General features: G+C 73.7%; 17 protein-coding genes. 1 reads left to right on the top strand and 16 read right to left on the bottom strand.

Features of this window, described 5'->3' with window-relative positions; all coding sequences use genetic code 11:
* Window positions 1-8 precede the first annotated feature (8 nt).
* The gene (locus ACZ62B_RS11945) at window positions 9-1,547 is read right to left on the bottom strand and encodes an IucA/IucC family protein (protein ID WP_344556217.1); all 1,539 of its coding nucleotides are present in this window, start codon (window positions 1,545-1,547) and stop codon (window positions 9-11) included.
* A 111-nt stretch (window positions 1,548-1,658) separates the two neighbouring features.
* Here ACZ62B_RS11945 and ACZ62B_RS11940 point away from each other — a divergent pair, with 111 nt between their 5' ends.
* Window positions 1,659-3,146, top strand: a complete 1,488-nt coding sequence (locus ACZ62B_RS11940) for an IucA/IucC family protein (RefSeq protein WP_469690381.1) — start codon at window positions 1,659-1,661, stop codon at window positions 3,144-3,146.
* A gap of 85 nt (window positions 3,147-3,231) precedes the next feature.
* Here ACZ62B_RS11940 and ACZ62B_RS11935 read toward each other — a convergent pair whose 3' ends face one another.
* From ACZ62B_RS11935 to ACZ62B_RS11865, 15 genes are all read right to left on the bottom strand, one after another.
* Window positions 3,232-3,543 (bottom strand): FAD-dependent oxidoreductase, encoded by a 312-nt coding sequence (locus ACZ62B_RS11935; RefSeq protein WP_468720733.1) that lies wholly within the window; start codon window positions 3,541-3,543, stop codon window positions 3,232-3,234.
* 79 nt (window positions 3,544-3,622) lie between these two features.
* Complete coding sequence (locus tag ACZ62B_RS11930) at window positions 3,623-4,546, bottom strand: SDR family oxidoreductase (RefSeq protein WP_344556213.1); 924 nt, start codon at window positions 4,544-4,546, stop codon at window positions 3,623-3,625.
* On the bottom strand, window positions 4,543-5,679 hold the full coding sequence (locus ACZ62B_RS11925; RefSeq protein WP_468889071.1) for an ROK family protein: 1,137 nt from the start codon (window positions 5,677-5,679) through the stop codon (window positions 4,543-4,545). The genes ACZ62B_RS11930 and ACZ62B_RS11925 overlap by 4 nt, the downstream gene beginning before the upstream one ends.
* Entirely contained in the window at window positions 5,660-6,034 is a 375-nt protein-coding gene (locus ACZ62B_RS11920; RefSeq protein WP_344556209.1) for a cupin domain-containing protein, read from the bottom strand. Before ACZ62B_RS11920 ends, ACZ62B_RS11925 begins: the two co-directional genes overlap by 20 nt.
* Window positions 6,031-7,197, bottom strand: a complete 1,167-nt coding sequence (locus ACZ62B_RS11915; RefSeq protein ID WP_468878951.1) for a sedoheptulose 7-phosphate cyclase — start codon at window positions 7,195-7,197, stop codon at window positions 6,031-6,033. The genes ACZ62B_RS11920 and ACZ62B_RS11915 overlap by 4 nt, the downstream gene beginning before the upstream one ends.
* Window positions 7,169-9,271 (bottom strand): 4-alpha-glucanotransferase, encoded by a 2,103-nt coding sequence (gene malQ / locus ACZ62B_RS11910; protein WP_468720737.1) that lies wholly within the window; start codon window positions 9,269-9,271, stop codon window positions 7,169-7,171. Before malQ ends, ACZ62B_RS11915 begins: the two co-directional genes overlap by 29 nt.
* Complete coding sequence (locus ACZ62B_RS11905) at window positions 9,268-12,354, bottom strand: HAD-IIB family hydrolase (protein WP_344556203.1); 3,087 nt, start codon at window positions 12,352-12,354, stop codon at window positions 9,268-9,270. Before ACZ62B_RS11905 ends, malQ begins: the two co-directional genes overlap by 4 nt.
* A 12-nt stretch (window positions 12,355-12,366) precedes the next feature.
* Window positions 12,367-13,287, bottom strand: a complete 921-nt coding sequence (locus ACZ62B_RS11900) for a carbohydrate kinase family protein (protein WP_468878945.1) — start codon at window positions 13,285-13,287, stop codon at window positions 12,367-12,369.
* Window positions 13,284-14,417, bottom strand: a complete 1,134-nt coding sequence (locus ACZ62B_RS11895; protein WP_344556199.1) for a sugar phosphate nucleotidyltransferase — start codon at window positions 14,415-14,417, stop codon at window positions 13,284-13,286. The genes ACZ62B_RS11900 and ACZ62B_RS11895 overlap by 4 nt, the downstream gene beginning before the upstream one ends.
* A complete protein-coding gene (locus ACZ62B_RS11890) occupies window positions 14,410-16,503 on the bottom strand; it encodes a glycosyltransferase (protein WP_469690080.1) in 2,094 nt (697 codons plus the stop codon). The genes ACZ62B_RS11895 and ACZ62B_RS11890 overlap by 8 nt, the downstream gene beginning before the upstream one ends.
* A 2-nt stretch (window positions 16,504-16,505) precedes the next feature.
* A complete protein-coding gene (locus ACZ62B_RS11885; protein ID WP_344556195.1) occupies window positions 16,506-17,975 on the bottom strand; it encodes a hypothetical protein in 1,470 nt (489 codons plus the stop codon).
* Window positions 17,976-17,982: 7 nt separating this feature from the next.
* Complete coding sequence (locus ACZ62B_RS11880) at window positions 17,983-18,783, bottom strand: ABC transporter permease (protein ID WP_344556193.1); 801 nt, start codon at window positions 18,781-18,783, stop codon at window positions 17,983-17,985.
* On the bottom strand, window positions 18,780-19,589 hold the full coding sequence (locus tag ACZ62B_RS11875; RefSeq protein ID WP_344556191.1) for an ABC transporter permease: 810 nt from the start codon (window positions 19,587-19,589) through the stop codon (window positions 18,780-18,782). Before ACZ62B_RS11875 ends, ACZ62B_RS11880 begins: the two co-directional genes overlap by 4 nt.
* The gene (locus tag ACZ62B_RS11870) at window positions 19,586-20,605 is read right to left on the bottom strand and encodes an ABC transporter ATP-binding protein (RefSeq protein WP_344556189.1); all 1,020 of its coding nucleotides are present in this window, start codon (window positions 20,603-20,605) and stop codon (window positions 19,586-19,588) included. The genes ACZ62B_RS11875 and ACZ62B_RS11870 overlap by 4 nt, the downstream gene beginning before the upstream one ends.
* A gap of 2 nt (window positions 20,606-20,607) precedes the next feature.
* Window positions 20,608-21,900 carry an aspartate aminotransferase family protein gene (locus ACZ62B_RS11865; protein ID WP_344556187.1) on the bottom strand — a complete coding sequence of 431 codons (1,293 nt, stop codon included), beginning with the start codon at window positions 21,898-21,900 and terminating at the stop codon, window positions 20,608-20,610.
* Between the last annotated feature and the right edge of the window lie 180 nt (window positions 21,901-22,080).

The raw sequence follows: 22,080 nt of genomic DNA, 5'->3' as shown, positions 1-22,080 counted from the left end.
CCGGAGTGTCACAAGGACTCGTACCGGAGCGGATTGGGCAGTTTTGCCCATTGGTCCCCCGGCGTCCGCGGTGACAGCCGCATCAGCGTCAGCGCCTTCGCCGGCAGCGGCTCGTCGAGCAGGGCGGTCAGGTCCGGGGTGCGCGGCAGATCCCGTACGGCACCCTCCAGGGCCGCCCGCAGCGCCGGTCCCGACCCCGCCGTCCCCGCCAGCGCGCCGGCCACCAGCGAGCCGAACAGCTTGCGCCGCAGGGTGCGTTCGTCGTCCGTGACCATGCGCGCGGGCAGCTCCTCGGGGAGCGGGACGCCGTGCCGGGCGAGGCGGGCGGGACCGATCCGCAGATCGGCCAGATCGCGGTAGACCAGCCGGACCGGATCCCCGTCCGGCGACAGCACCACGAGCAGGTTCTGGCCGTGCGCCTCAAGGGCCACCCCCAGCTCCAGCAGCCGCAGCCCGACCGTGAGCGCGAGCCGCGCGAACCGGACCGACCAGGCGGGGGAGTGCGGCAGTTCGGTGGTCGCCAGCGCCGCCACCGGGACGACCCGCTCCCCGGGCGCCGCGTACACCTCCGGCGACTCGCGCAGCACCGCCGCCAGATCGGGCGACCCGGCCGCCACCGCGCCCAGCGTGCGGGTGGTGTGCAGCAGCCCGTCCGTGCGCGCCGCCACCGCCTCCCCGAAGTCCGACAACGCCGCCGACGCGGCCACCGAGCCCAGCGAGATGTCCCGCACCGAGGACGTCAGCCGGGCGCTCAGCGCCGTCTTGACGTGCGGCCCGTCCGGCAGCGCGAGGGTGCGCAGCGCCATCAGCGGATGCGCCATCAGCGGATGGGCCCGCAGCGGATGCGCCGCCGGCCGCCGCTCACCCGTCCGCTTCAGCACATGCGCCGCCTGCCACGGGTGCACCGGGACCACCACCCGCCCCGCCTCCCGCAGCCACCCCGGCCACACCCCCGACACCAGGCACTCGGCCTCCGGCACGGGCAGCAGCCCCAGCTCCACCACCGGCCCGTGCTCGGGGCCGTAGGCGAGCTGCTCGGCCACCGAGAAACCGGGCCGGGACCGGCAGTTGGGGTGGAACGGATGCCCGTCGACGACCCGCCGCTCCCACTCCCAGTCCCGCTCGGGCCACTGCCGCGGGTGGTTCCACCGCCCTGCCCGCGACAGCGCCAACGACGCCACGCTGTGCGCGAGTTCGGCGGCGAACACCTCCGAGTGCGGTACGGCCAGCTCCGTCATCAGCCGCGCCGGATCGTCGTGCACCACCTCGCCCAGCCGTACGGCCGTGACGTACGCGGCGGTCGCATACGGATCCGCCCGCGGGCCGTACAGCCACCGCCCGTCCGCGAGCCGCAGGCCGAGCCCGTCGCGCCGCGTCTCCCGCCGCACGATCCACGGCAGCGGATCGTGCGCGAGGCCACGCCACAGCCGGGTCAGCACGGCCGCGCGGGCGCCGGGCAGCGCGTCGGTGTACCGGGGCACGAGAGAGGGCCGTACGACGGCCAACTCGTCGGCGGCCTCGGCCTCGGCGGTGGAGGGACGGTGCACGGGCGGGCTCCTCGGGTACGCACGGAGTGGGACGTATGGCTGACGCTGACAGACATACTGATCGTCTCCGCCCGGTCAGACCGTAAGGAACCAGAGGAACGCGTGGATCTCATGCCCCCGCCCGCGGACGACGACGCCGACGCGTACGCGGCGGTGCCGCTGCTGAACTGCCTGCTGCGCGAAGTGGCCCACCCCGTACCGGGAACGGGGACGGGATCCGAGACGGGGACGCACTCGACGTACCGCCTGCCCGGTACGGGCCGCCTGCTGCGGGTGCGCGGCACCCGGCGCCCCGCCGCACCCGAGGTCCACACGGCGGGCACCTGGCACCGCCTCGGCTATACGGAGCTGGTGAAACTCGTCGCCGAGGAGCTGCGCCGACACACCGGCCTGCCCAACCACGAACTGCCCGCCGAGATGCTCGACAGCCGGGAGGCGGTGGCCGCGCTGCTCGCCGCCCGCGCCCGGACCACCCCGCCCGACGACCCGTATCTGCGCTCCGAGCAGGCCCTCGTCACCGGCCACACCCACCACCCCGCCCCCAAGGCACGCGGTGGCGGCCCCGCGGCGGCCTGGCTGCCGTACGCGCCCGAGGCGCACGCCCGCTTCCCGCTGACGCTGCTGGGACTGCGCGAGGACACGGTCGTGGACGAGGGCGACACCGCGGCCCTCGACCACCTGGGCACCGCACCGCCCGGCTACCGCCTGCTGCCCGCCCACCCCTGGCAACTGGACCTCGCGGCCCGTGACCTCGCCCCCGCCTTCGCCGACGGCCGCCTGATCCGGCTGGGCACGACCCCCTTCCCGGTGTGGCCCACGGCGGCGATCCGCACCGTGTACGCGCCCGAGCGCGACCTGTTCCTGAAGTTCAGCCTGGACGTGCGCATCACCAACGACATCCGCCGGCTGTGGCGCCACGACCTGCTGAGACTCCGTACGACCGACACGGCCGTACGCGACGCCTTCGCCGGGTCCGACGCGGTCTGGCAGAGCGACCGGGGCCACCGCACCGCGGACTTCGCCCACGAACAACTGGCCGTGGTCGTACGCGACGGCCTGCGCGCCCACCTCCCGCCCGACGCGACCCCCTACCTGGCCGCCGCCCTGGTGGAGGGCTTCGACGGCAACCCCCTGGCCACCACCCCCGATCCGGCGGCCTGGTGGGAGGCCTACCTGTCGCGGGTGGTCCCCCCGGCCCTGACGGCCTTCGGCGGACACGGCGTCGTCCTGGAGGCCCACCTGCAGAACACGCTCGTCGCCATGGACCCCGGCGGCATGCCGGTACGGGCCCTGTACCGGGACGCGGAAGGCGTGAAACTGCTGTCCTCGGTCTCCAGGGAGGCGGGCTGGGAGCGCCTGGTGTACTGCCTGTTCGTCAACCACCTCTCCGAGATCGCCGCCGCCCTCGCCGACCACCACCCCGGCCTCGACCCCTGGCCGGCGGTCCGCCGCGAACTGGCCCGCCACGACCTCCCCGAGATCCCCGCCCTGCTCACCGCCCCGACCCTCCCGGCCAAGACCAACCTCCTGCTCCGCTGGACCGGCGCGGACGGCGCCGACGCCCGCTACCGGCCGCTGCCCAACCCACTGGCCGGATGACGGCACGCCGACTCCGCCGCGCGTGGGCCTCAGGGCAGCGGTGCGCCACGCGCGGCGACCCACAGTCCGTACCACTCCTCATGGGTCAGAGCGGGTGCGCGGTGCACCGCGCCCAGGTGTTCCAGCAGCCGTTGACGCACGAGGAACCGCCGATGACCCGGGCCCGGATGCGGTGCGCCGCCGTATGCCGCTCCCACACGTGGTCGCGCGGCAGAGCGCGCGCGTCGAGCACCGTGCGCGGCCAGCCACCGGCCCCGGGCCCGTAGTCCCGGCCGGCCTCGACCAGACAGACCGACCGGTCCGGGTCCTCGCTGAGCCGGGCCGCCAGCACGCACCCCGCGACGCCTCCGCCGAGTACGACCACGTCGTAGCCGTTCGCCGCTCCTGCATGTGTCATACGTCCGCTCCACGGTCTCACCGCCGGACGGCGGCGGTCGGACGGGCCGGGCGGACGGTCGCGCCGCCCGGACGGGGCTTCAGCGTGCGGCCGTGAACGCCGGGGCCAGCGCCCGGGCACCCTCCCGCACACCGCGGATCCTGATCGCCCGGGTGGCCGGCAGCCGGCCGAGCAGGGAGCCGGTCAGGCACGCGTTCTCCGGGCGGGAGGCGTACCGGGTGGCCGCCCGTGGCACCGGCACGACCAGATGCGGCGGGGCCCCCAGGGCACCGGCGACGACCGAGGCCCACGCGGCACGGCTCACGCGGTCGGGTCCGCCCAGGTGGAGGACCGGCGGGAGCGGCGCCTCGGCGCCCAGCACGGCCGCCGTCACCTCCGCGACGTCGTCGACCAGCACGGGTGTCGTCCACTGGTCCCGCGGCACCGTGACCGGCTCGCCGCGCAGCAGCCGGTACGCGCAGGAGGCGAAGAAGTTGAGCCACTTGCCGGCGTCCGCCGGTTCGTGGCCGTAGACGAGGCTGACCCGCAGCACCACCGCGTCCGCCGCCGCGTCGAGCACGGTCCGTTCCGCCCGCAGCTTCGCACGGCCGTAGGCGTTGGCCGGGGAGACCGGGGTGTCCTCGGCGTTGTCCGGGCGGGACCCGTCGAAGACGTTGTCGGTGGAGATCAGCAGCAGTCTCGCGTCCCGGGCCGCCGCGGCGAAGTTGGCGGCCCCGGCGGTGTGCGCCGAGACGGCCCCGGCCGGGTGCTCCTCGCACCAGGTGACGTCGGACGGGCCGTGCACGAGGACGATGCGCCGCGGCCCCAGCCGGGCCACGAGCCGGTCGCACGCCACGGGATCGGTGGCGTCCAGGGCGTGCCACCGTACCCCCCGTACGTCCGGGAGGTGTTCCGGGCGGTGGCGCGAGGTGACGGTGACGGACTCGCCCGCCGCGGCCAGCCGCCGCGCGATGCCCGTGCCCACGAAACCGCTGCCGACGACGAGGGTGCCCCCGGCGCTCATCGCGCACCCGTCCGGGGCGGCAGGGAGATCCGGTCGGCCAGCAGTCTGCCGACGCCGATCAGGCCGTGGTCGTCGTCGGGTTCGCCGAGCGACACCATGGCGTCGACCGCGTCCGCGTCGAGGCCGAAGCACCCCAGCCGCACCAGCTCGTCCACCAGCAGCTTGCGGTAGGTCTCACCGACCGCCAGGGCGAAGCCGCCCATCAGGACGTACCGGCACACACCGATGGAGGCGAAGACGGCCCCGATCGCCTGCGCGAGACGGGTGAGCGTGCCGCGCAGCACCTCCGTGGTGAACGCGTCGCCCTCCCGCACCGCGGCCGCGATCGCCGGGTTGTCGACGCCGGGAACGCGGCCACCGCAGTGCGCGGCCAGCCGGGACCGGGCGAAGCCGGCCGGGTCGGCGTCCGCCGCACGGCGGACCGCGGCGAGCACGCCCCGGCCGGAGGCGACGGCACCGAGGTGGCCGCGCGCGCCGCAGTCGCACAGCGGTGCCTCGGGGGAGGGGTCGCACACCCAGTGGCCGAGCTCGCCCCCGTGCCCGTCCGCGTCCAGCAGCACCTCGCCGCCGCGGAAGACCTTGTTCCCGATGCCGGAACTGACGGTGATCAGGCAGAACGGCTCGGTCTCCGTCGCCGCGCGGCGCCAGGCGGCGGCGGTCAGGTCGTTGACGACCACGACCGGCACGCCGATCCGCTCCGTCAGGAGCTCCCCCAACGGCAGCGGGGCACCGCGCCGCCCCCACACCGTGGGGGCGGCCAGGACGAGGCCGCCGGCCGATATCGGCCCGGCGAAGGCCACGCCGACGGCGCGCGGCGCCGAACCCGCGGTGTGCCGGCCGATCTCGTCGGCGATCTGGTCCACGACGCGGCGCTGCAGTCCGGCCACGGAGTCCCCCGGATGACGGGCCAGCCCTTCGACCGGTACCCGGCGCACGCGGGAGACGGCCGCCGTCGCCGGGTCGTAACTTCCGGTCCGCAGCGTCGTGCCGCCCACGTCCAGCACGGTGAAGACGTCGCCGGACCGGCCGGGGCCCGCGCGGTGCGCGGCAGGCGCGGCATCGGCCGGGTGGTCCGTCAAAGGGCCGTCCGCCGTGGTGACGGCGGCGAGGCGGTCAGACCGCGGGATCGTCACTGAGCTCCTCCTCGAAGACCAGAAGCCACAGGTCGGTGGCCGAGTCGTTGACGAGGCCGTGCTCGCCGTGCGGACGGTTGACGACGACGTCCCCGGTGCCGACGCGGAACTCGGCCCCGTCCCGGTACATCACGCCGGTGCCGTCGAGCACCACGTACGTCTCACGGTCGCGGCCGTGCCGGTGGCGCCCGATGGAGGTACCGGGCGGCAGTACGGCGATGTCGACGAACTCCGCTCCGGTACTCCCCCCGGCGCGGGAGAACAGGCGGTGGGCGCGGATGGTGCCCAGCCCGCCGTGATCGTGTTCCTTGCTCCGCAGGAGCGTGTCGAGGTTCACCACGTCCTCGGCGGTCATGACGTCCTCCCGTCGCGCGCCAGCGCTTCCAGAGCGGCCCCCAGCACTTCGGCGGGCACGTCCTCCAGCCGCCGGACGAAGTCCGCCTTGCCGATGCCGGTCGGCACCACCAGGTTCAGCTCACGTCCCCGCCGCTGCCAGGACGAGTGCAGGGCCTGCGTCATCAGCTCCGGCGTGCAGGTGGCGGGGTCGAACACGGGAAGGCCGATGCGGTGCAGCAGTCTCACCACGCGCTCGCAGCTCTCCGGGTCGACGAGCCCCAGCAGCCGGGCCAGGTGCGCCGACAGGGCCATGTCGACGGCGACCGCCTCGCCGTGTTCCAGGCGGTGGCCGCCGGCCGTCTCGATCACCGGGCTGAACGTGTGCCCGAAGTCCACGAGCCGAGCGAGGTCGTGCTCGCGGAGGTTGGGGCACAGCTCCTCCATCATCAGCCGCATGGAGGTACGGAGCACGTACGTCTCCAGCTCGCCGCCCCCCGGGCGCAGGAAGGTGTCCGGGTGCTCCTCCAGCGTCCGGAAGAGGTCGGCGTCGAGGATCACGGCCATCTTCACGATCTCCGCGAGACCGCAGCGGATCTCCCGGGCCGGCAGGGTGGCCAGCAGGGCGGGGTCGTTGAGCGAGGCGTGTGCGGGGTGGTAGGCGCCGAACATGTTCTTCGTGTCCAGGGCGTTGACGCCGGTCTTGACCCCCACGCCCACGTCCACCTGCCCCACCAGGGTGGTGTTGACCTTGATGTAGCGGATGCCGCGGGAGTACATCGAGGCCGCGAAGCCCACCACGTCCGCGACGATCCCGCCGCCCACGGCGAGCATCACCCCGTGGCGGTCCAGACCGGACGCCTTGGCGACGGAGCACACCCGTTCCACCGCCGTGAGCGTCTTGTTCCGTTCACCGCCGTCGATGGTGTGCACGCTCCAACTGCCCGGCTCCAGGCGGGCGTCGAGGTAGGCGCGCAGCCGGTCGCCGTAGATGCGGTCCACCGTGGGATCCATGAAGGCCACCACGCGGCGTCCCGCCACATAGCCGGCGAGGAGCGGGTTGTGGGCATCGAACACTCCGTCGGTGACGTCCACGCGGTACCGCGTGCCGTCCGGCGCCAGCAGGTCGAAGCCTCCGGAGTCCTCACGGACTCCCTCAAGCTGAGCAAGGGCCTGGCCTGACATCTCTCTCCTCGGTCCTCGTTCCGTGCGGTTCACCGTCGCCGAACACGCGGCCGACGGCCTGTACATGGGGGTGGTCGGGCAGGTCCTCCAGCGGCACCGGCCGGCCGTGCCGGTCCGCCACGGGCAGCCTCCAGTTGGGGTGCACCTCGGCGGTGCCGGGCAGGTTCTGGGGCCTGCGGTCGCCGGTGGCGTCCGGAAGCCAGACGCCGAGCAGGGCCGAGGGCGTACGGGTCAGGAAGCGGTGCAGGGCGACGACCTCGCCGTCGGCGTCGGGCAGCAGGTCCAGCCGGCGCAGTTCCTCCAGCCAGCCGTCCCGTTCGGCCACCGCCTGCGCCTTCTCCTCCGCTTCCGGACGGGTCAGCAGCCCCAGCCGGGCCCGCAGGTCGACGTGTTCCCCGCTCAGCCAGGCCGCGGTCGTCGGCAGGTCGTGCGTGGTCAGCGTGGCCAGGCAGTTCCTGCGCCACTGCCGTGCCGGCAGCGGACCGTGCCGCCCCTCGGACCCGCCCAGGTACTCGAAGCGCTGCACCGAGGTGCCGAGCACACCGCGCGCGGCCAGCTCCTCGCGGACTCCGCGCTCCACCGTGCCGAGGTCCTCGCCGATCACCGCCGCCCCGGCCCGGTGGGCCTCCAGGAGCAGCACACCGAGCATCGCCTCGGCGTCGTAGCGGACGTAGGTTCCCTCGGCCGGGGGCCGGCCCTCGGGCACCCACCACAGCCGGAACAGACCCATCACGTGGTCCACCCGCAAGGCCCCCGCGTGCCGCATGCCGGCGCGCAGCAGCCCGGCCAGCGGCCGGTACCCCTCGGCGGCCAGCGCGTCGGGCCGCCAGGGCGGCTGGCCCCAGTCCTGTCCGAGGGGATTGAAGTCGTCCGGCGGAGCACCGACGCTCATCCCCGCGGCCAGGCAGTGCTGGAGCGTCCAGGCGTCGGCCCCCTCGGGGGCGACGCCCACCGCGAGGTCGTGCACCAGGCCGATGCCCATGCCCGCGCTCTTCGCCGCGTGCTGGGCGGCGGCGAGCTGCTCGTCCGTGACCCACGCCAGCCAGCGGTGGAACGCGACGGCTTCCGCCAGTTCCCCGCGCGCCTCGGCCACCCGCGACGACCGCGGGTCGCGCAGCCCGCCGGGCCAGGACCGCCAGGCGCCACCGTGCACCTCGGCCAGCGCGCACCAGGTGGCGAAATCCGTCAGGTCCCCGCCCTCGCGGGCGACGAACGCCTCCAGAGCCGCACGACGGCCCGGGGACCGCGGCACCTCGTACACCCGGCGCAGCGCCTCGTACTTGAGAGCGCGTACCGCCTGCCGGTCGATCAGCGCCCCGCCGCTCAGCACGCGCTCGTTGAGGGCCCGGGCCCGGGCGGCGCAGGAGTCCACCGCGCGGCGGGCCTCCCCGTCCAGGTACCGGTACTCCGGCACGTCCTCCACCCGTACGTGCATGGGGTCGGCGAACCGCCGTGAGCTCGGCCGGTACGGTGACGGATCGGGCAGCGGCCCGGGCTCCATCGCGTGCAGCGGTCCCAGCTGGACGAAGCCGGCGCCCAGCGCGCGGGCCGACCAGGAGGCCAGGTCGGCCAGGTCGGCGAGATCACCCATGCCCCAGGACCTGCGGGAGAGCACCGAGTACAGCTGGACCAGGAAGCCCCAGTCGCGCCGCTCGGGCACCGGGACGCGTTCCGGCACGGCCAGCAGCGGGGCACACGCCCGCCGCCGGCCGGCGACGGCGTGCAGGACGTGCGCGCCGGGCGGCAGCGGCGCCGACGGACCGCTCTCCCCGCCGCCCTCGAGTGCCACGCGGGCCTCGGCGCCGGGCGGCAGCCGCAGCCGTACGGCCGAGCCGGCCCGGACGACCGCACAGGCCGGAAGCAGGCGGTCCGCGTCCGCCGCGCGCCGGGCGCCGAGGGCCCGCCGGGCGGCGTCCGGGGTGCTCGCGTCCACGCCGCACGAGGCCAGGACCGCGACCAGGGTGTCCGCGGCGACGGTGACCCGGTCGCCGCGGTCGGTGACGTACTCGGTGCTCACGCCGTGCGCGCGGGCCAGTTCCCGCAGGGACGCGTCGGGTGCGTCGCGGTGGGTCACGGACGGACCTCCACCGGGGGGAAGAGGCGTTCGAGGACGGCGGCGACCCCGTCCTCGTCGTTGCCGGGCGCGACCTCGTCGGCCATGGCCCGCAGGTCGTGGTGGGCGCCTGCGACCGCCACGCCGTGGGCGGCCCAGGCCAGCAGCGGCACGTCGTTGGGCATGTCGCCGAAGGCGACGGTGTCGGCACCGGTGAAGCCCAGCAGTTCGGCGGCCCGGGCCGCACCGGTGCCCTTGTCGGTGCCCGGGGGCAGAACCTCCACCATGCCCTTGACCGAGTGCACGACGGTCACCGCACCGCCCGTCAGCCGCCGGGCGACGGCGGCCAGCCGGTCCTCGTCGACGCCCGGGTGGTGCAGGATCAGCTTGTCGATGGGCGCCGCCCACAGCAGGTCCGGATCGGTGGTCACGTCCCAGCCGTGACGGACCCGTTCCCCGAAGCCGGGGGTGACCTTGAACCGGCTCTCCGGGGGCGAGGTGACGACGCCGAGCTCGACCCGGCCCAGTTCGGCCTCGACCTTCTCGACGACGTCGCGGGCGAGATCGCGGTCCAGTGGGGTCGAGGACAGCAGACGGTCGGCGCCGGCGTCGTACAGCTGCGCGCCCTGGCCGCAGACGGCCAGCCCCCGGTAGCCGAGCGCGTTCAGCAGCTCCCGGCAGGCCACCGCCGGACGGCCGGTGACCACCAGGTGGTGGGCGCCGGACGCGGCGACCCGCTCCAGCGCCCGGCGGGTACGGGCGGACACCGTCAGGTCGTCGCGCAGCAACGTGCCGTCCAGGTCGGTCGCCACCAGCCGGAACGCGGGCGTGCGGGTCGGCACGGTGTCCCAGACGACCCGACCGGTGCGCAGGGTCACCATGGCCACGGCGTGGCTCCCGACGGGCGGCCCGGCCAGCGTCGTCGTGAACACTCCGTCCCCCTCGGCGGTGAGCGGCCGCAGCACGGAGCCGCCGGGTGCGGGCGCCGGTTCGTCGGAGGCGAAGGCTTCGGTGACCGGCTCCGGCGTGCCGCCCGCGCCGGCCGTGACGCCCGTGGGCGCGGAGGTGGTGGCCTGCGTGTCCGGGGCGTGGCCCGCGCCCGCCGGGGACGCCTCGACCACCAGCTCGACCCGGTCCGCTCCGGGATGCGCGTACCGCACGCGCCAGGTGCCGTCCGGACCGTCGGTGAGGCGGAAGCGGTCCGCCAGCCGGGACTGCAGGTCCGGCCGGGCCGCCCACCGGGCCAGTTCGGCGCAGCGGGCGAAGTCCCCCCTGCGGTGGGCCGACGCGAACAGCCGCTCCCAGGTGTCCGCTTCGAGCTCGTCGAGGCCGCACCCGAGAACCCGGGCGAGCGCGACGGCGTCACCGCGTTCCGTCGCCGCCCGCGCGATCAGGTCCCGGTGCCGGTCATGGGCGGCGGGGGGCAGCGCCTCCAGCCAGCCGTGCCTCACCAGTTCGTCGACCGGGGGCCGTGCGTGCTCGCCGCGCAGCAGACGCTCGTAGGCCGCCAGACGCACCTCCGCGCTGCGGGCCCAGGTGAACGAGCGGCCCAGGCGGCGGGCGTTGCCCGAGAGCCGGGCGTAGGTGTCCGGTGCCGTGCGGAAGACCGTCACGGCCTCGCGTATTCGCTCGGTGAGGGCGCGGGCGAGCCCCGGATCGTCGTCGCGGAAGGAACCGGGCACCGAGAATCCGGTCGAGGCCGGGTCCTCCGGGGGCCGGTGGTGTTCGAAGTGGGAGGTCACCCGCTGGGCTGTGGCGACCGGCACCGCGCCGCAGGCCATGGCCTCGGCCTGGGCGATGAGGAAGCCGTCCAGTTCGAACTTGGAGGGGAACACGCAGAAGTCGGCGCTCGCCGCGTGCGCGAACAGCGTCTCCTCGTCGGCGAGCCGCCAGTCCAGGTGGAGCCGGCCCGGATACCGGTCGGCGAGCTCCTGGAACGCGGCGTTGGCGACCGTCGCCGGAGCGTCACCACCGCCCCCGGTCGAGCAGCGGATCACGAAGCCGACCTCCGGATCGTCGGCCAGCACCTCCGCCACGGCCCGCATCAGCTCCAACTGCCCCTTGTGGTGCACCGCGTAGCGGGCGGCGTGGTAGAAGACCGGACCGGCACCCGTCAGGCCGAGCGACCGGCGCACCGCGGCCCGGTCCACCGCCTCCGGGTCGCGGGCCAGCCAGCTGTCCGCGATGCCGCAGCCCCCCGCCAGCAGCCGCTCCGGCCGCTCCCGCAGCCGCCGGGCCACGGGCAGCGACTGGAACAGGGCTTCGAACGGCGTGTCCTGCCAGGTGACGTAGTGGTCGCGCTGTCCGGGGGACACGAAGTCGATCAGATCCGCGCTGTCGACGATCAGCGGGAACACCCCCACGTGGCCCGGTCCGTACTCGGCGTGCATCCGGGTGCCGGCCAGCACCCGGGCCATGGTGGCCAGGGGGGAGTCCTCGGCGGGCGCCGGCCCGTCGAGGGCGTCGAGGTCCGGGCCTCGTACCCCGAACAGTTCCAGCAGCCGTTCCAGTTGCGGCCGGTACACCTTCTGGGTGACGGGGGAGTTCGCGGCGACCGTGCTCACCGTCCGGTACCGGTCGTCGTCGGCGAGCACCGCGGGCAGCAGGTAGTGGTAGTAGGGCTCGAAGCCGTGCACGAGAGCCGGGCCGTCCCCCAGGTACCGCTGGATGAACCGCAGGCCGCCGACCTGGAAGACCAGCGGCTTGACGTACGCCAGGTCCCGGCCCTCGAAGGCCGGGGGCGGGTAGAGCCGGTCCGGCAGCAGGTCCAGGAAGGCGTCGGACAGCAGGTACACGTCCACGCCGTCCAGGCGCAGCAGGTGGGCACGGGTGTCGAGGCGGAGGCCGGTCCCGGTGGGCTGGTCCGGCCACACCTTGGGGTCGAGCACCAGCGGCACCGTGTGCGCGTCGTGGTAGTCGAGTTCCCGTACGTCGAACCGCTCCCGCAAGGCCGCCAGATGACCGTGCGCGGGGGTGACCAGAGAGACGCGGTGGCCGCGGGCGGCGTACTCGCGGGAGAGGTTCCACACGAGCGGGGACAGCCCGCCGCGCATCAGCCGGTTGTCGAAGCCACCGCACTCGAAGGAGAAGGTGATGATGTGCACCCGGGTGCTCCCTCACTCGGCCGCGCCGGCGCGGGCGCAGGCCGCGCGCAGGCCGGGCAGGTCGATGAACTCGGTGTGGGTGCCGGCGGCACCGCAGGCGAAGGCCCCGGACACCGATCCGGCCAGAACGCACTCCTCCAGCGGGCGGCCCTCGAGGTGAGCGTGGAGGAAGGCGGTGACGAAGGCGTCGCCCGCGCCGTTGGTGTCGACGACCGGCCGTTCCGGCCGCACCGCCGGGAAGCGGCGGACCTCCGCCTCGCCCCGGACCAGCACGTGGCAGCCGTCGGCCCCGTCGGTGGCCACGACGAAGCGGGCCCGGCCCTCGTCGACGATGCCGTGCAGCACCTCGTCGATCCGGTCGTGGACGGCCGCGGCGCTCATGAAGACGTAGTCGGAGGCGAGCGCGTAGGTGCGGTGGTGGGGGTTGACGCCGTCCCAGTCGTGCAGGTCGGTGGAGCTGGTCACCCCCAGCCGGCGGATGTCCGCGTACAGGTCGCGGTTGTGCCCGACGATGGAGAGGTGGACGTGGCGCGCCCGCTCCAGATGGGGCAGGTGGAAGGCGCGGGGCAGCCGCAGGTCCTCCGGGTGCCGGGAGTCGTAGAAGGAGAAGCGGCGGCCCTGCGCGTCGACCAGGTTGACGCCGCGCGGGGTGCCGTGCGGGGACACCACGTGGCTGAAGTCGAGGCCGCGCTCGGCGTACGCGGCGAGCACCGCGTGACCCTGGGGATCGTCCCCGAGGAAGTCGATGAACTTCGTGGCGAGGCCGAGGGCGTGCCAGCCGAGTGCCACGCCGTTGCCGGTGTGCGCGACGTAGTCGTACACCGGGGGCACGTGCAGCGAGTCGCCGGGCGGGATGCGAAGGGTCTCGACGCGGACGACGGTGTCCACGCCGGCCCCGCCGACCACCAGGACGTCGTAGGGGGACAGGCTCATGTACGGGTTCCTTCCGTGACGGCCGCGGTGTCCTCGACCCGCTGCACGTGTCCGTTCTCCAGGACCACCGCCGAGTCGACGACCTGACCGGGGCGGACCGTGGCGCCCGGCAACAGCACGCTGCGCCGGACCCGCGCGTCCGCCCCGACGGTGACACCGGGGAAGAGCACGCTGTGCTCCACCCGGCCTTCGTTGACGAGGTCCGCGGGGATCAACGAGGCGACCACGCCCGGGGAGTCGGCCACCCAGCCGCGGTCCACCCCGGGCCGCACGGTCCTGGGCATCCGCTCGACCGGGAGCCCGGCCCGCGGCCCCGCGGCCGCGAGCATCAGGTGCGCCCGGTGGTAGCGCTCGACGGTGCCGATGTCCTCCCAGTGGCCGACGACCTCGTGGCCGCGGATGTCCTCGCCGCCCGCGAGCATCGCCGGGATGACGTCCCGGCTGATGTCGTGCTGCCAGTCGGTGCCGTCCAGCTTCTCCAGGTAGCGGTGCAGCACCGCGGCGTCGAAGACGCAGAACGCGGCGAAGACCAGGTCGCTGGTCGGTTCGGCGGGCTTCTCCACGAACGCGGTGAGCCGGCCGGCGCGGTCGAAGTCGACCATCCCGAACAGGTGGACCCAGCGCCGCTCGATGCGCTGGTAGGCGATGGTGAGGGCGGCGCCACCGGCCCGGTGCTCCGCGATCAGCGGCCCGTAGTCGAAACGGTAGACGTGGTCGGAGTGGAGGACCAGGACCTGCTCGGGGTCACCGCCGAAGACGTGCCCGGCCTTGCGGATCAGGGCGTCCGCGGTGCCGCGCTCGGCCGGCCAGGTGCGTTCGGGCAGCTCGCGGGGGAGCGCGTCGCCCGCGGCCCGGTAGACGTCGTCGTACGGTCCGAAGTGGACCCGGAAGCCGGCGTCCCGGTTCCACACCCGGTGCAGGTCGTCCATCAGCAGGCGTTCCTCGTACTGGGACAGCAGCAGTACCTCCGCGAGACCCGAGGCGCGTGCGTTGGCGAGGCTGAAGTCGATCAGCCGGCAGGCGCCGCCGTACGGGACGAGCGGCTTCAGGCGCCCCGTCCCCAGCGGACCCATGCGTCGTCCCTCGCCGCCCGCCAGCAGGACCGCGCGTACCCCCGACCGCTCAGCCATGACGGGCCTCGTCCCAGGTGACCCGGCCGGAGGACAGCGTCAGCAGCAGCCGCGCTCCCGGTGCCGGCGGCGGCCCCTCGAACACGCCGGCCCCGGTGCGGCGCAGCTCCCGCACCTCGGGCAGCGCCCGGACCGCGGAGCCGCGGTCCGGGGTCACCAGCTCCACCCGTTCGGCGTGCGGCAGCCGGTACACCAGCGCGCCGTCGTCGGTGACCGAGCACCGTTCGCGCAGGCTCCGTTCCTCCTCGTCGGTCACGGCGGTGGGGAAACGGTCCACGATCCGCTCGCACGTCGTGAAGTCGGCCCGTTCCCACGCCGCGTGGAAGAACCGCCGGGCGGCCGGGGTGTCGACGGGGGCGCGGCGCGCGTACGCCGTCAGGTCGCCGTGGGCGAGCGCCGCCTCCTCGGTGATCTCCTCGTCCTTCAGCAGGTCGAACCAGCCGTGCCGCAAGGCGCGTTCGACGGGCAGCTCGGCCGGCTCACCCCGCCACAGGCGGCCGAACGCGGCGAGGTGCAGCTGCGCGCAGTGCTCCCAGGTGAACTGCCGGGCGACCGCGGCCGACCGGGCCGACAGTTCCCGGTGGCGGGCCGGGTCCTCGGACCACAGGGCCACCGCCTCCCGGATGCGCAGGACGAGCGCGTCGGTGAGCAGCGGGTCGTCCTCGGCGAAGGAGCGGTTGACGGCGAGGCCGGTGGTCTCCGGCTCGGGACGGGCGTGCAGGAAGTGCGCCATGCCCTCCTGCGCCGTCGCGATCGGCACCGTCCCGCAGGCCATCGCCTCGCCCTGGGCGATGAGGAAGGTGTCCATCTCGAACTTGGAGGGGAAGAGGCAGAACTCGGCGGCCGCCGCATACTCGAACACCCGCCGCTCGTCCACCCGTTCCGACTCCAGGTGCAGCCGGCCCCGGTGCCGTTCGGCCACCTCGCGGAAGTAGGGGTCCTCCAGCGGCGCACCGGAGATGCAGCGCACCACGAAGTTCGCGGCGAGGCCGTCGCCCAGCACCCGGTCGACGGCGCGCATCAGCTCCAGTTGGCCCTTGTGGTGCAGGGCGTAGCGCGCGTTGTGGAAGAACGTCGGCAGCGCGGGGTCCAGCCCCAGGCCCTCCAGGACCGCCGCCCGGTCCACCTCACCCGGGTCCCAGCCGAGCCACCGGTCGGATATCGCGCAGCCTCCGACGAACATCTTGTGCGCGTTCTCCTTCACGGCCGCGGCCAGGGGGAGCCGCGTGAAGAGGGACTCGAAGGGGGTGTCCCGGAAGGAGGCGTAGAAGTCGAGCTGGCCGGGCGAGAGGAAGTCGATCAGATCGGCGTTCTCGAGGACCAGCCGGTAGAGGGCCACGTGGTCCGGCGGGTACTCGTAGTGCAGATGCGTCAGCTGCTGGTACTGGCGGACCGCTTCGAGGTCCGGGCCGGCCGGCGGACGCTCCTCCTGCGGGAACGAGGCCTCGGCGCCCAGGAGTCCGAGGAGGCGGCGTACCTCGGGCGCGTAGACCTTCTTGGTGATCGGCATGTTGCTCTGTACCGTGCTGACGACGTGTTTCGTCGGATCGTCGCGCAGCGCGGCCGGCAGCAGGTAGTGGTAGAAGGGCTCGTGGGCGTGGACGATCGCCCGCTCCCCGCCGAACCAGTGGCGCAGGAAGCGCACGCTGTCCACCTGGAAGACCAGTGGCTTGAAGAAGACCAGGTCCCGTCCCTTGGCGGAGTAGGGCGGGTAGAAGGTGTCCGGGAGCCGGTCGAGGTGTTCGTTGGAGAGGAAGTACAGGTCCACGCCGTCGAGGCGGATGCGGTGCGCGGTGGTGCGCACGGGCAGCTCGACCTCGGCGGGGAAGCCGTCCCACACGTCCGGGTCGAGGACCAGGGGCAGCCGGTACTCGTCGGTGTAGCCGAGGTCCTCCACCTCGTACCTGCCGCGCAGGTCGTCGAGTCTGCCGTGCGCGGGGGTGACGAGGGAGACGCGGTGGCCGCGCGCGGCGAACTCCCGGGACAGGTTCCACAGGTAGACCGAGGTGCCGCCCTGCAGGAAGGTGTGGTCGAAGCCGCAGCATTCGAAGTAGGTCTCGATGATGTGCATACGGGGCTCGGTCACGTTCACGTCCTTGCTGGAAGAGTCGGGGCCGGGGTGCGGGCGCCGAGCACGAGGGCGTGGCGCAGGTCGATCGCGGCGTGGTAGGGGCGGGCGTGGTCGATGTTGTAGGCGAGTTCGTGCAGCAGCCGGCCCAGGTACAGCAGTCGGCGCAGGGGGTCGTCCGCCGTTCCTCCGAGGAGCAGCCGCAGCACGTGCGCCCGCCAGACGTCGGCGGCGTGGAAGACCAGGCTCAGCACGGCGCGTGGCCCGGGCGGCCAGTCGCCGGCGCCGTCCAGCGCGCCCCGCATCGTCTCGTCGGAGTCGACGCCGAGGCGCCGCGCGCTCTCGAAGGCCGCCTCGTCGGCGGTGAAGTACTCCAGTGCGCGCTGGACGGCGACGAGGTCCTGCAGGGGGGACTGCGCGGACCATCCCGCTTCGCCGGGGCCCAGGGCGGGGGTGGACATGTCGATCACGTTCATCGACCAGCCTCCGTCGTCCCGGGGCCGGCACAGCAGGTGGGACAGGTGCAGGTCGCCGTGGCACGGCCCGGAGAAGAACCCCGCAGGGGAGGCGTCGAAGGCGCTCCGCAGCGCGGCGGTCTCCTGCCCGAGGGCCGTGAAGGCGGCGGTGCGCGGGGCCGCGGGCAGGGCGATGTCCGCCGTGGCCAGTTCGGTTGTGCGCGTGGCGGCCCGGGACAGCATCTCCCGTACCGGGTAGGGCGGTGGGGTGCCTCCGCCGAGGCGGTCGGCCAGGTCGCGGTGGAAGCCGGTCAGGAAGCGTCCGGCGTCGCGCAGATTCCCCGCCAGCGGACGCAGATGCGCCCGCACGAGGCCGTCGAGGTCCTCCGGGGCCTGTTCGCCGGTCACCTTCGGCCACAGCGACCGCATGCTCCGCCTCAGCGGCAGGTCGATCCCGTCTCCCGGCGCGTACCGGTAGAACACGCCCAACGGGTGGTGGGTGCCGTCCGCGGGGTCGAGGTAGGTGTAGTCGCCGGCCCAGTCGGGGGTGCGGCCGGTCCGGTTCATCAGCCGCAGGAGCTCCGGTTCGCGCACGGTCTCGTCCAGTTGCCGGTAGGTCTTGTGGACATGGGCCGTGCCGTCGTTCTCCACCAGGGACAGTACGTTGGACGACCAGCCCCGCTCGAACGGCAGCCGGCGCACCGAGCGTGCCGTGAGTCCCGCGCCGCGGAAGCGCACCTGTCCGCCGCGGGCGGTGGGCAGCCGGCGTTCGGCACAGACCGCGTCCAGCGCGGCGGACTCGAACTCGGCGCTGCCGTGCGCGTCTTCGGCGCCGCCGCCCGCCCGTGTGGGCCGCGCCGGCACGAAGTAGCGCCGGCCCGACGCCGGTCCGCCGACGGCGGCCACGACCAGCAGCTGGATGCCGGCCCCGAGTTCCGCGTGGTCGACGCGCTCGAAGCGCTCGGCCCGCCGGCCGTCCTCGGGCATCCACGGGGCCGTGCGCAATAAGGTGCCGAGATCGTCGTTTCGTATCATGCCCGACTCAACTTCCGGTCATCTCGTATCGGTTGACGCCGCGGCGCCAGACGGTCAGGGCGATTGCCAGGGCGCCGGCGGTCACCAGGGGCAGCCAGCCGAGCAGGCCCCCCTCGCCGGTCAGCAGGTAGACGCTCGGCACGTAGGCGGTGAAGGCGAAGGGCAGGATCCAGGTGAGCAGGGTCCGCAGCGAGGGGTGGTAGATGTCCAGGGGGTAGGAGGAGAACTCCGAGACCTGGTTGGCCGCGTACATCGCGGGCATGCTCGTCACGGTCCAGAAGGACAGCGAGGCGAAGAACAGCTTCACCGAGGTGTGCAGCAGTGCCCCGCACAGCACCAGACAGGGCGCCAGCAGCCACTGCACCGGGGTGAGCGACAGGCCCAGCTCGCTGCCCGCGTACCCCACCAGCACGGCGCCGACCACGAGTTCGCCGAGCCCGTCGGGGTGGAAGAAGCGCTCCGACAGCAGGGAGAACAACGGGTCGACCGGCCTGACGAGGTAGCGGTAGAACTCCCCGCGCTGGATCAGTTTGCGGCCCAGTTCCCACAGTTGGTCGGTGAAGAGGTGGTCGAGCCCGCGCGGCAGCAGGGAGAACCCCAGCAGGAACAGCACCTCGTGGTACGACCAGCCGCCCACGGCGGGAACCTGCCGGAAGACCAGGCCGACGACCGCCGTCTGGACGCCGACCCGTACCAGGAAGGCGCCCGCGCCGAGCACGAAGTCCGTGCGGTAGGCCGCCAGCCGGTGCAGGCCCACCCCGCCCAGGAACCAGGACAGCCGCAGGTACCGCGTCAGCGTGCGCGTCATCCGCCGAGCACCTCCAGCCGGCCGATGGCGGCACGCCAGAGCGCGGCGCACAGCAGCGACAGCCCGGCCGCCCAGGCCAGCTGCTGGGCGAGGAGACCGGCGGCGTCCGTCCAGCCGTCGTAGCGGCCGAGCAGCAGGGTCAGCGGGCCGTCGACCATTCCGCGGAAGGGCAGGGCCTTCGCGAGCGCGGCCAGCGGGCCGGGCATCAGCGCGATGGGCACGAGCTGACCGGCGAAGAAGGCGACGACGCTCTGCTTGACCATCCGCACGCCCCAGGTGTTGGTGGTGAGGAAGCCGGTCATGCCGGTCAGCAGGTTCACGCAGAACGCCAGCAGCACCGACAGGGCGGTGGAGACGGCGAACAGCGACAGGTCCGCCGGCCGGGGCGCGGTGAGCGGGACGAGCAGGGCGAACAGGCCGAGGACCGGCAGGCCGACCAGGACGGCGTTGGCCCCCACCACCGGCAGACAGGCGAAGAACCGCATCAACGGATAGCTCACCGGGCGTACGAGCATGACCGCGACGTCGCCCCGGTACACCTCGGCCGCGACCTCGTCGTCGACCCGGTTGGTGTGCAGCACCTGAAGGATCTGGGCCACCAGCAGATAGGTGGTGATGTCCTCCACGGTGAACCCGCCGGGGCCGCGGCCGGGGGTGCCCGCGTACACGGCACGCCACAGGAACACGGTCACCGCCGCGCCGGCGGCGGCGGTCACCGCGGTCATCACGAACATCGAACGGTACTGCAGCAGGGACTGCAGCCCACTGGTGGCGAACGGCGCGTAGCGGCGCAGGCGGGCGGTCATACGGCCTCGTCGTGCGCGTGGCCGGGGACGCGCGCGTGTCCGTAGATCTCGCGGAGCACGTCCTCGAGGCCGGGTTCGGGGGCGTACCAGTCGGCGAGGTCGAAGTGGTCCAGGAGGAAGGTGAGGACCTGCCGGGAGGTGTAGCGGCCGGTCGGGTAGTCGACACGGACGCGGCCGCCGTCGTCCGGCGTGGCGCGCACGCCCGGCAGGCCGGCTTCGACGCGGTCCCGGACGGTCTCGGCCGCGGTGCCGTCCCGGTGGTCGAAGACGACCGTGCGGTGGTCGGCCGTGCGCAGCAGGTCCTGCAGGGTCCCCTGGTGGACGACCCGGCCGTGGTCGACGACCAGGGCGCTGTCGCAGATCGCGGCGATGTCGGCGATGTCGTGGCTGGTGAGGACCACGGTGGTGCCCAGCTCCCGGTGGGCGCGGTTGACCAGGTGGCGGACGGCGTCCTTGAGCACCATGTCGAGGCCGATGGTGGGCTCGTCCCAGAACAGCACGGCGGGGTCGTGCAGCAGGCTCGCGGCGATCTCGGCCCGCATGCGCTGTCCGAGGCTCAGCTGCCGTACGGGGGTGGAGCCCAGCGCGTCGATGTCCAGGAGCTCCCGGAACAGGCCGAGGTTGCGCCGGTAGACCGGTTCGGGGATGTCGTAGATCCGGCGCAGGATGCGGAAGGAGTCGGGCACCGACAGGTCCCACCAGAGCTGGCTGCGCTGACCGAAGACGACGCCGATGGTGCGGGCGTTGCGCTGCCGGTTCCGGTACGGCTCGAGACCGGCGACCGTGCAACGGCCGGAGGTGGGTGTCATGATGCCGGTCAGCATCTTGATCGTGGTCGATTTGCCGGCTCCGTTGGCGCCGATGTAGGCGGTCTTGGTGCCGGCCGGTATCTCGAAGGAGACGTCGTCGACGGCGCGCACGACGCGGTACCGGCGGGTGAGGAGGGTGGAGAGGCTGCCGAGCAGGCCGGGTTTGCGTTCGGCGAGCCGGAACTCCTTGACGAGATGCTGCGCCACGATCACGCGATCACCCGCTCGAGGGCCTTCTCCAGCAGGCGCAGGCCCTCGTCGAGCAGTGTCTCGTCGAGCGTGAAGGGCGGGGCCAGGCGCAGGATGTTTCCCCCCAGGGCGGTGCGCAGTCCCAGGTCGAGGGCCTCGGTGTAGACGGCCCGTGCCGTGTGGGGCGCGGGTGTGCGGCTGGTGGGGTCGGTGACGAACTCCAGGCCCCACAGCAGTCCGAGTCCGCGTACCTGGCCCAGCCGGGGGAAGCGGGACTCCAGGGTGCGCAGCCGGTCCTCCATGACGTCGCCGAGCACGCGTACACGGTCGATCAGCCGGTCGCGCTCGATGACCTCGAGCGTGGCGCGGGCGGCGGCGATGCCCAGCGGGTTGCTCGCGTACGTCGAGGCGTACGCCCCCGGAGTGGCCGCCTCCGGCCTGCGCAGCAGTTCCCCGCGGCCGGCCAGCACGGCGAACGGGAACCCGTTCGCCGTGCCCTTGGACAGCATCGCCAGGTCCGGTTCGACGCCGAGGAGTTCACTGGCGAGGAAGGCGCCCGTGCGGCCGCCGCCGGTGAGGACCTCGTCCGCGACGAGCAGGACGCCACCGTCGCGGCAGGCGTCCGCGACGCGCTCCCAGTAGCCCGGGGGAGGCACGATCACGCCCGCCGCACCGAGGACGGGTTCGAAGACCAGCGCGGAGACGTTGGGCTTCTCGGCGATGTGCCGGCGCACGAGCGTCGCGCAGCGCACGTCGCACGACGGGTACTCCAGCCCCAGGGGACAGCGGTAGCAGTAGGGGCTGTACCCCAGCACGCTGTTCCCGCTGAAGGCCTGGTGACCGATGTCCCAGTGCACGAGCATCCGGGCGCCCATGGTCTTGCCGTGGAAGCCGTGGCGCAGGGCGCCGATCCGGTTGCGGCCCGGCGGCGCGGTCGCCTGGACGACCCGCAGGGCGGCCTCGACCACCTCCGCCCCGGTGGAGAAGAACGCGTAGGTGTCGAGCCGCTCGGGCAGTGACCGGGCGAGCAGCTCCAGGAGTTCGGCGCGTTCCGGTGTGGCGCTGTCGTGGACGTTCCACAGACGGCCGGCCTGGGCGGTGAGCGCTTCGACGACCTCGGGGTGCCCGTGGCCGAGGGACTGGGTGAGGGTGCCGGCGGCGAAGTCGAGGTACTGGTTGCCGTCGAGGTCGGTCAGTACGGGACCGCGTCCTTCGACGAACACCCGGCGTCCGTGGACCGCTTCCTCGGAGGCGCCTGGTGCCAGGTGCCGGGCCTCCCGGGCCAGCTGCTGTGTCTGCCGTGGGCCTGTCATCGCTGCCTCTGCTCGTCGGATCGGCTGCACGCGATTCGCCAACGAACTGCGTTGTGGCGCACCACTGTTGGCGGTTCGGCCTTGAGTCAAACACTTGAACGCACACCGCTGCAAGAGCTTGCTGATTGTTTCAGAAACTTGTTGCGGAGGGGCGTGCCCTCTGATTGAGTCGATGTGCTT

The organism is Streptomyces sp. NPDC053426, assembly GCF_055585405.1.
The sequence above is the reverse complement of the archived record's forward strand: the minus strand, read 5'-3'. Positions and strand labels throughout refer to the sequence as shown.

What these genes read in the sequence shown, in the direction of transcription:
- ACZ62B_RS11915 (WP_468878951.1), bottom strand. Translation starts at nt 7,197, where the DNA reads ATGTCAGGCCAGGCCCTTGCTCAGCTTGAGGGAGTCCGTGAGGACTCC.
- ACZ62B_RS11865 (WP_344556187.1), bottom strand. Translation starts at nt 21,900, where the DNA reads ATGACAGGCCCACGGCAGACACAGCAGCTGGCCCGGGAGGCCCGGCAC.
- ACZ62B_RS11885 (WP_344556195.1), bottom strand. Translation starts at nt 17,975, where the DNA reads ATGATACGAAACGACGATCTCGGCACCTTATTGCGCACGGCCCCGTGG.
- ACZ62B_RS11920 (WP_344556209.1), bottom strand. Translation starts at nt 6,034, where the DNA reads ATGACCGCCGAGGACGTGGTGAACCTCGACACGCTCCTGCGGAGCAAG.
- ACZ62B_RS11935 (WP_468720733.1), bottom strand. Translation starts at nt 3,543, where the DNA reads ATGACACATGCAGGAGCGGCGAACGGCTACGACGTGGTCGTACTCGGC.
- ACZ62B_RS11875 (WP_344556191.1), bottom strand. Translation starts at nt 19,589, where the DNA reads ATGACCGCCCGCCTGCGCCGCTACGCGCCGTTCGCCACCAGTGGGCTG.
- ACZ62B_RS11895 (WP_344556199.1), bottom strand. Translation starts at nt 14,417, where the DNA reads ATGGCTGAGCGGTCGGGGGTACGCGCGGTCCTGCTGGCGGGCGGCGAG.
- ACZ62B_RS11880 (WP_344556193.1), bottom strand. Translation starts at nt 18,783, where the DNA reads ATGACGCGCACGCTGACGCGGTACCTGCGGCTGTCCTGGTTCCTGGGC.
- ACZ62B_RS11940 (WP_469690381.1), top strand. Translation starts at nt 1,659, where the DNA reads ATGCCCCCGCCCGCGGACGACGACGCCGACGCGTACGCGGCGGTGCCG.
- ACZ62B_RS11930 (WP_344556213.1), bottom strand. Translation starts at nt 4,546, where the DNA reads ATGAGCGCCGGGGGCACCCTCGTCGTCGGCAGCGGTTTCGTGGGCACG.
- ACZ62B_RS11900 (WP_468878945.1), bottom strand. Translation starts at nt 13,287, where the DNA reads ATGAGCCTGTCCCCCTACGACGTCCTGGTGGTCGGCGGGGCCGGCGTG.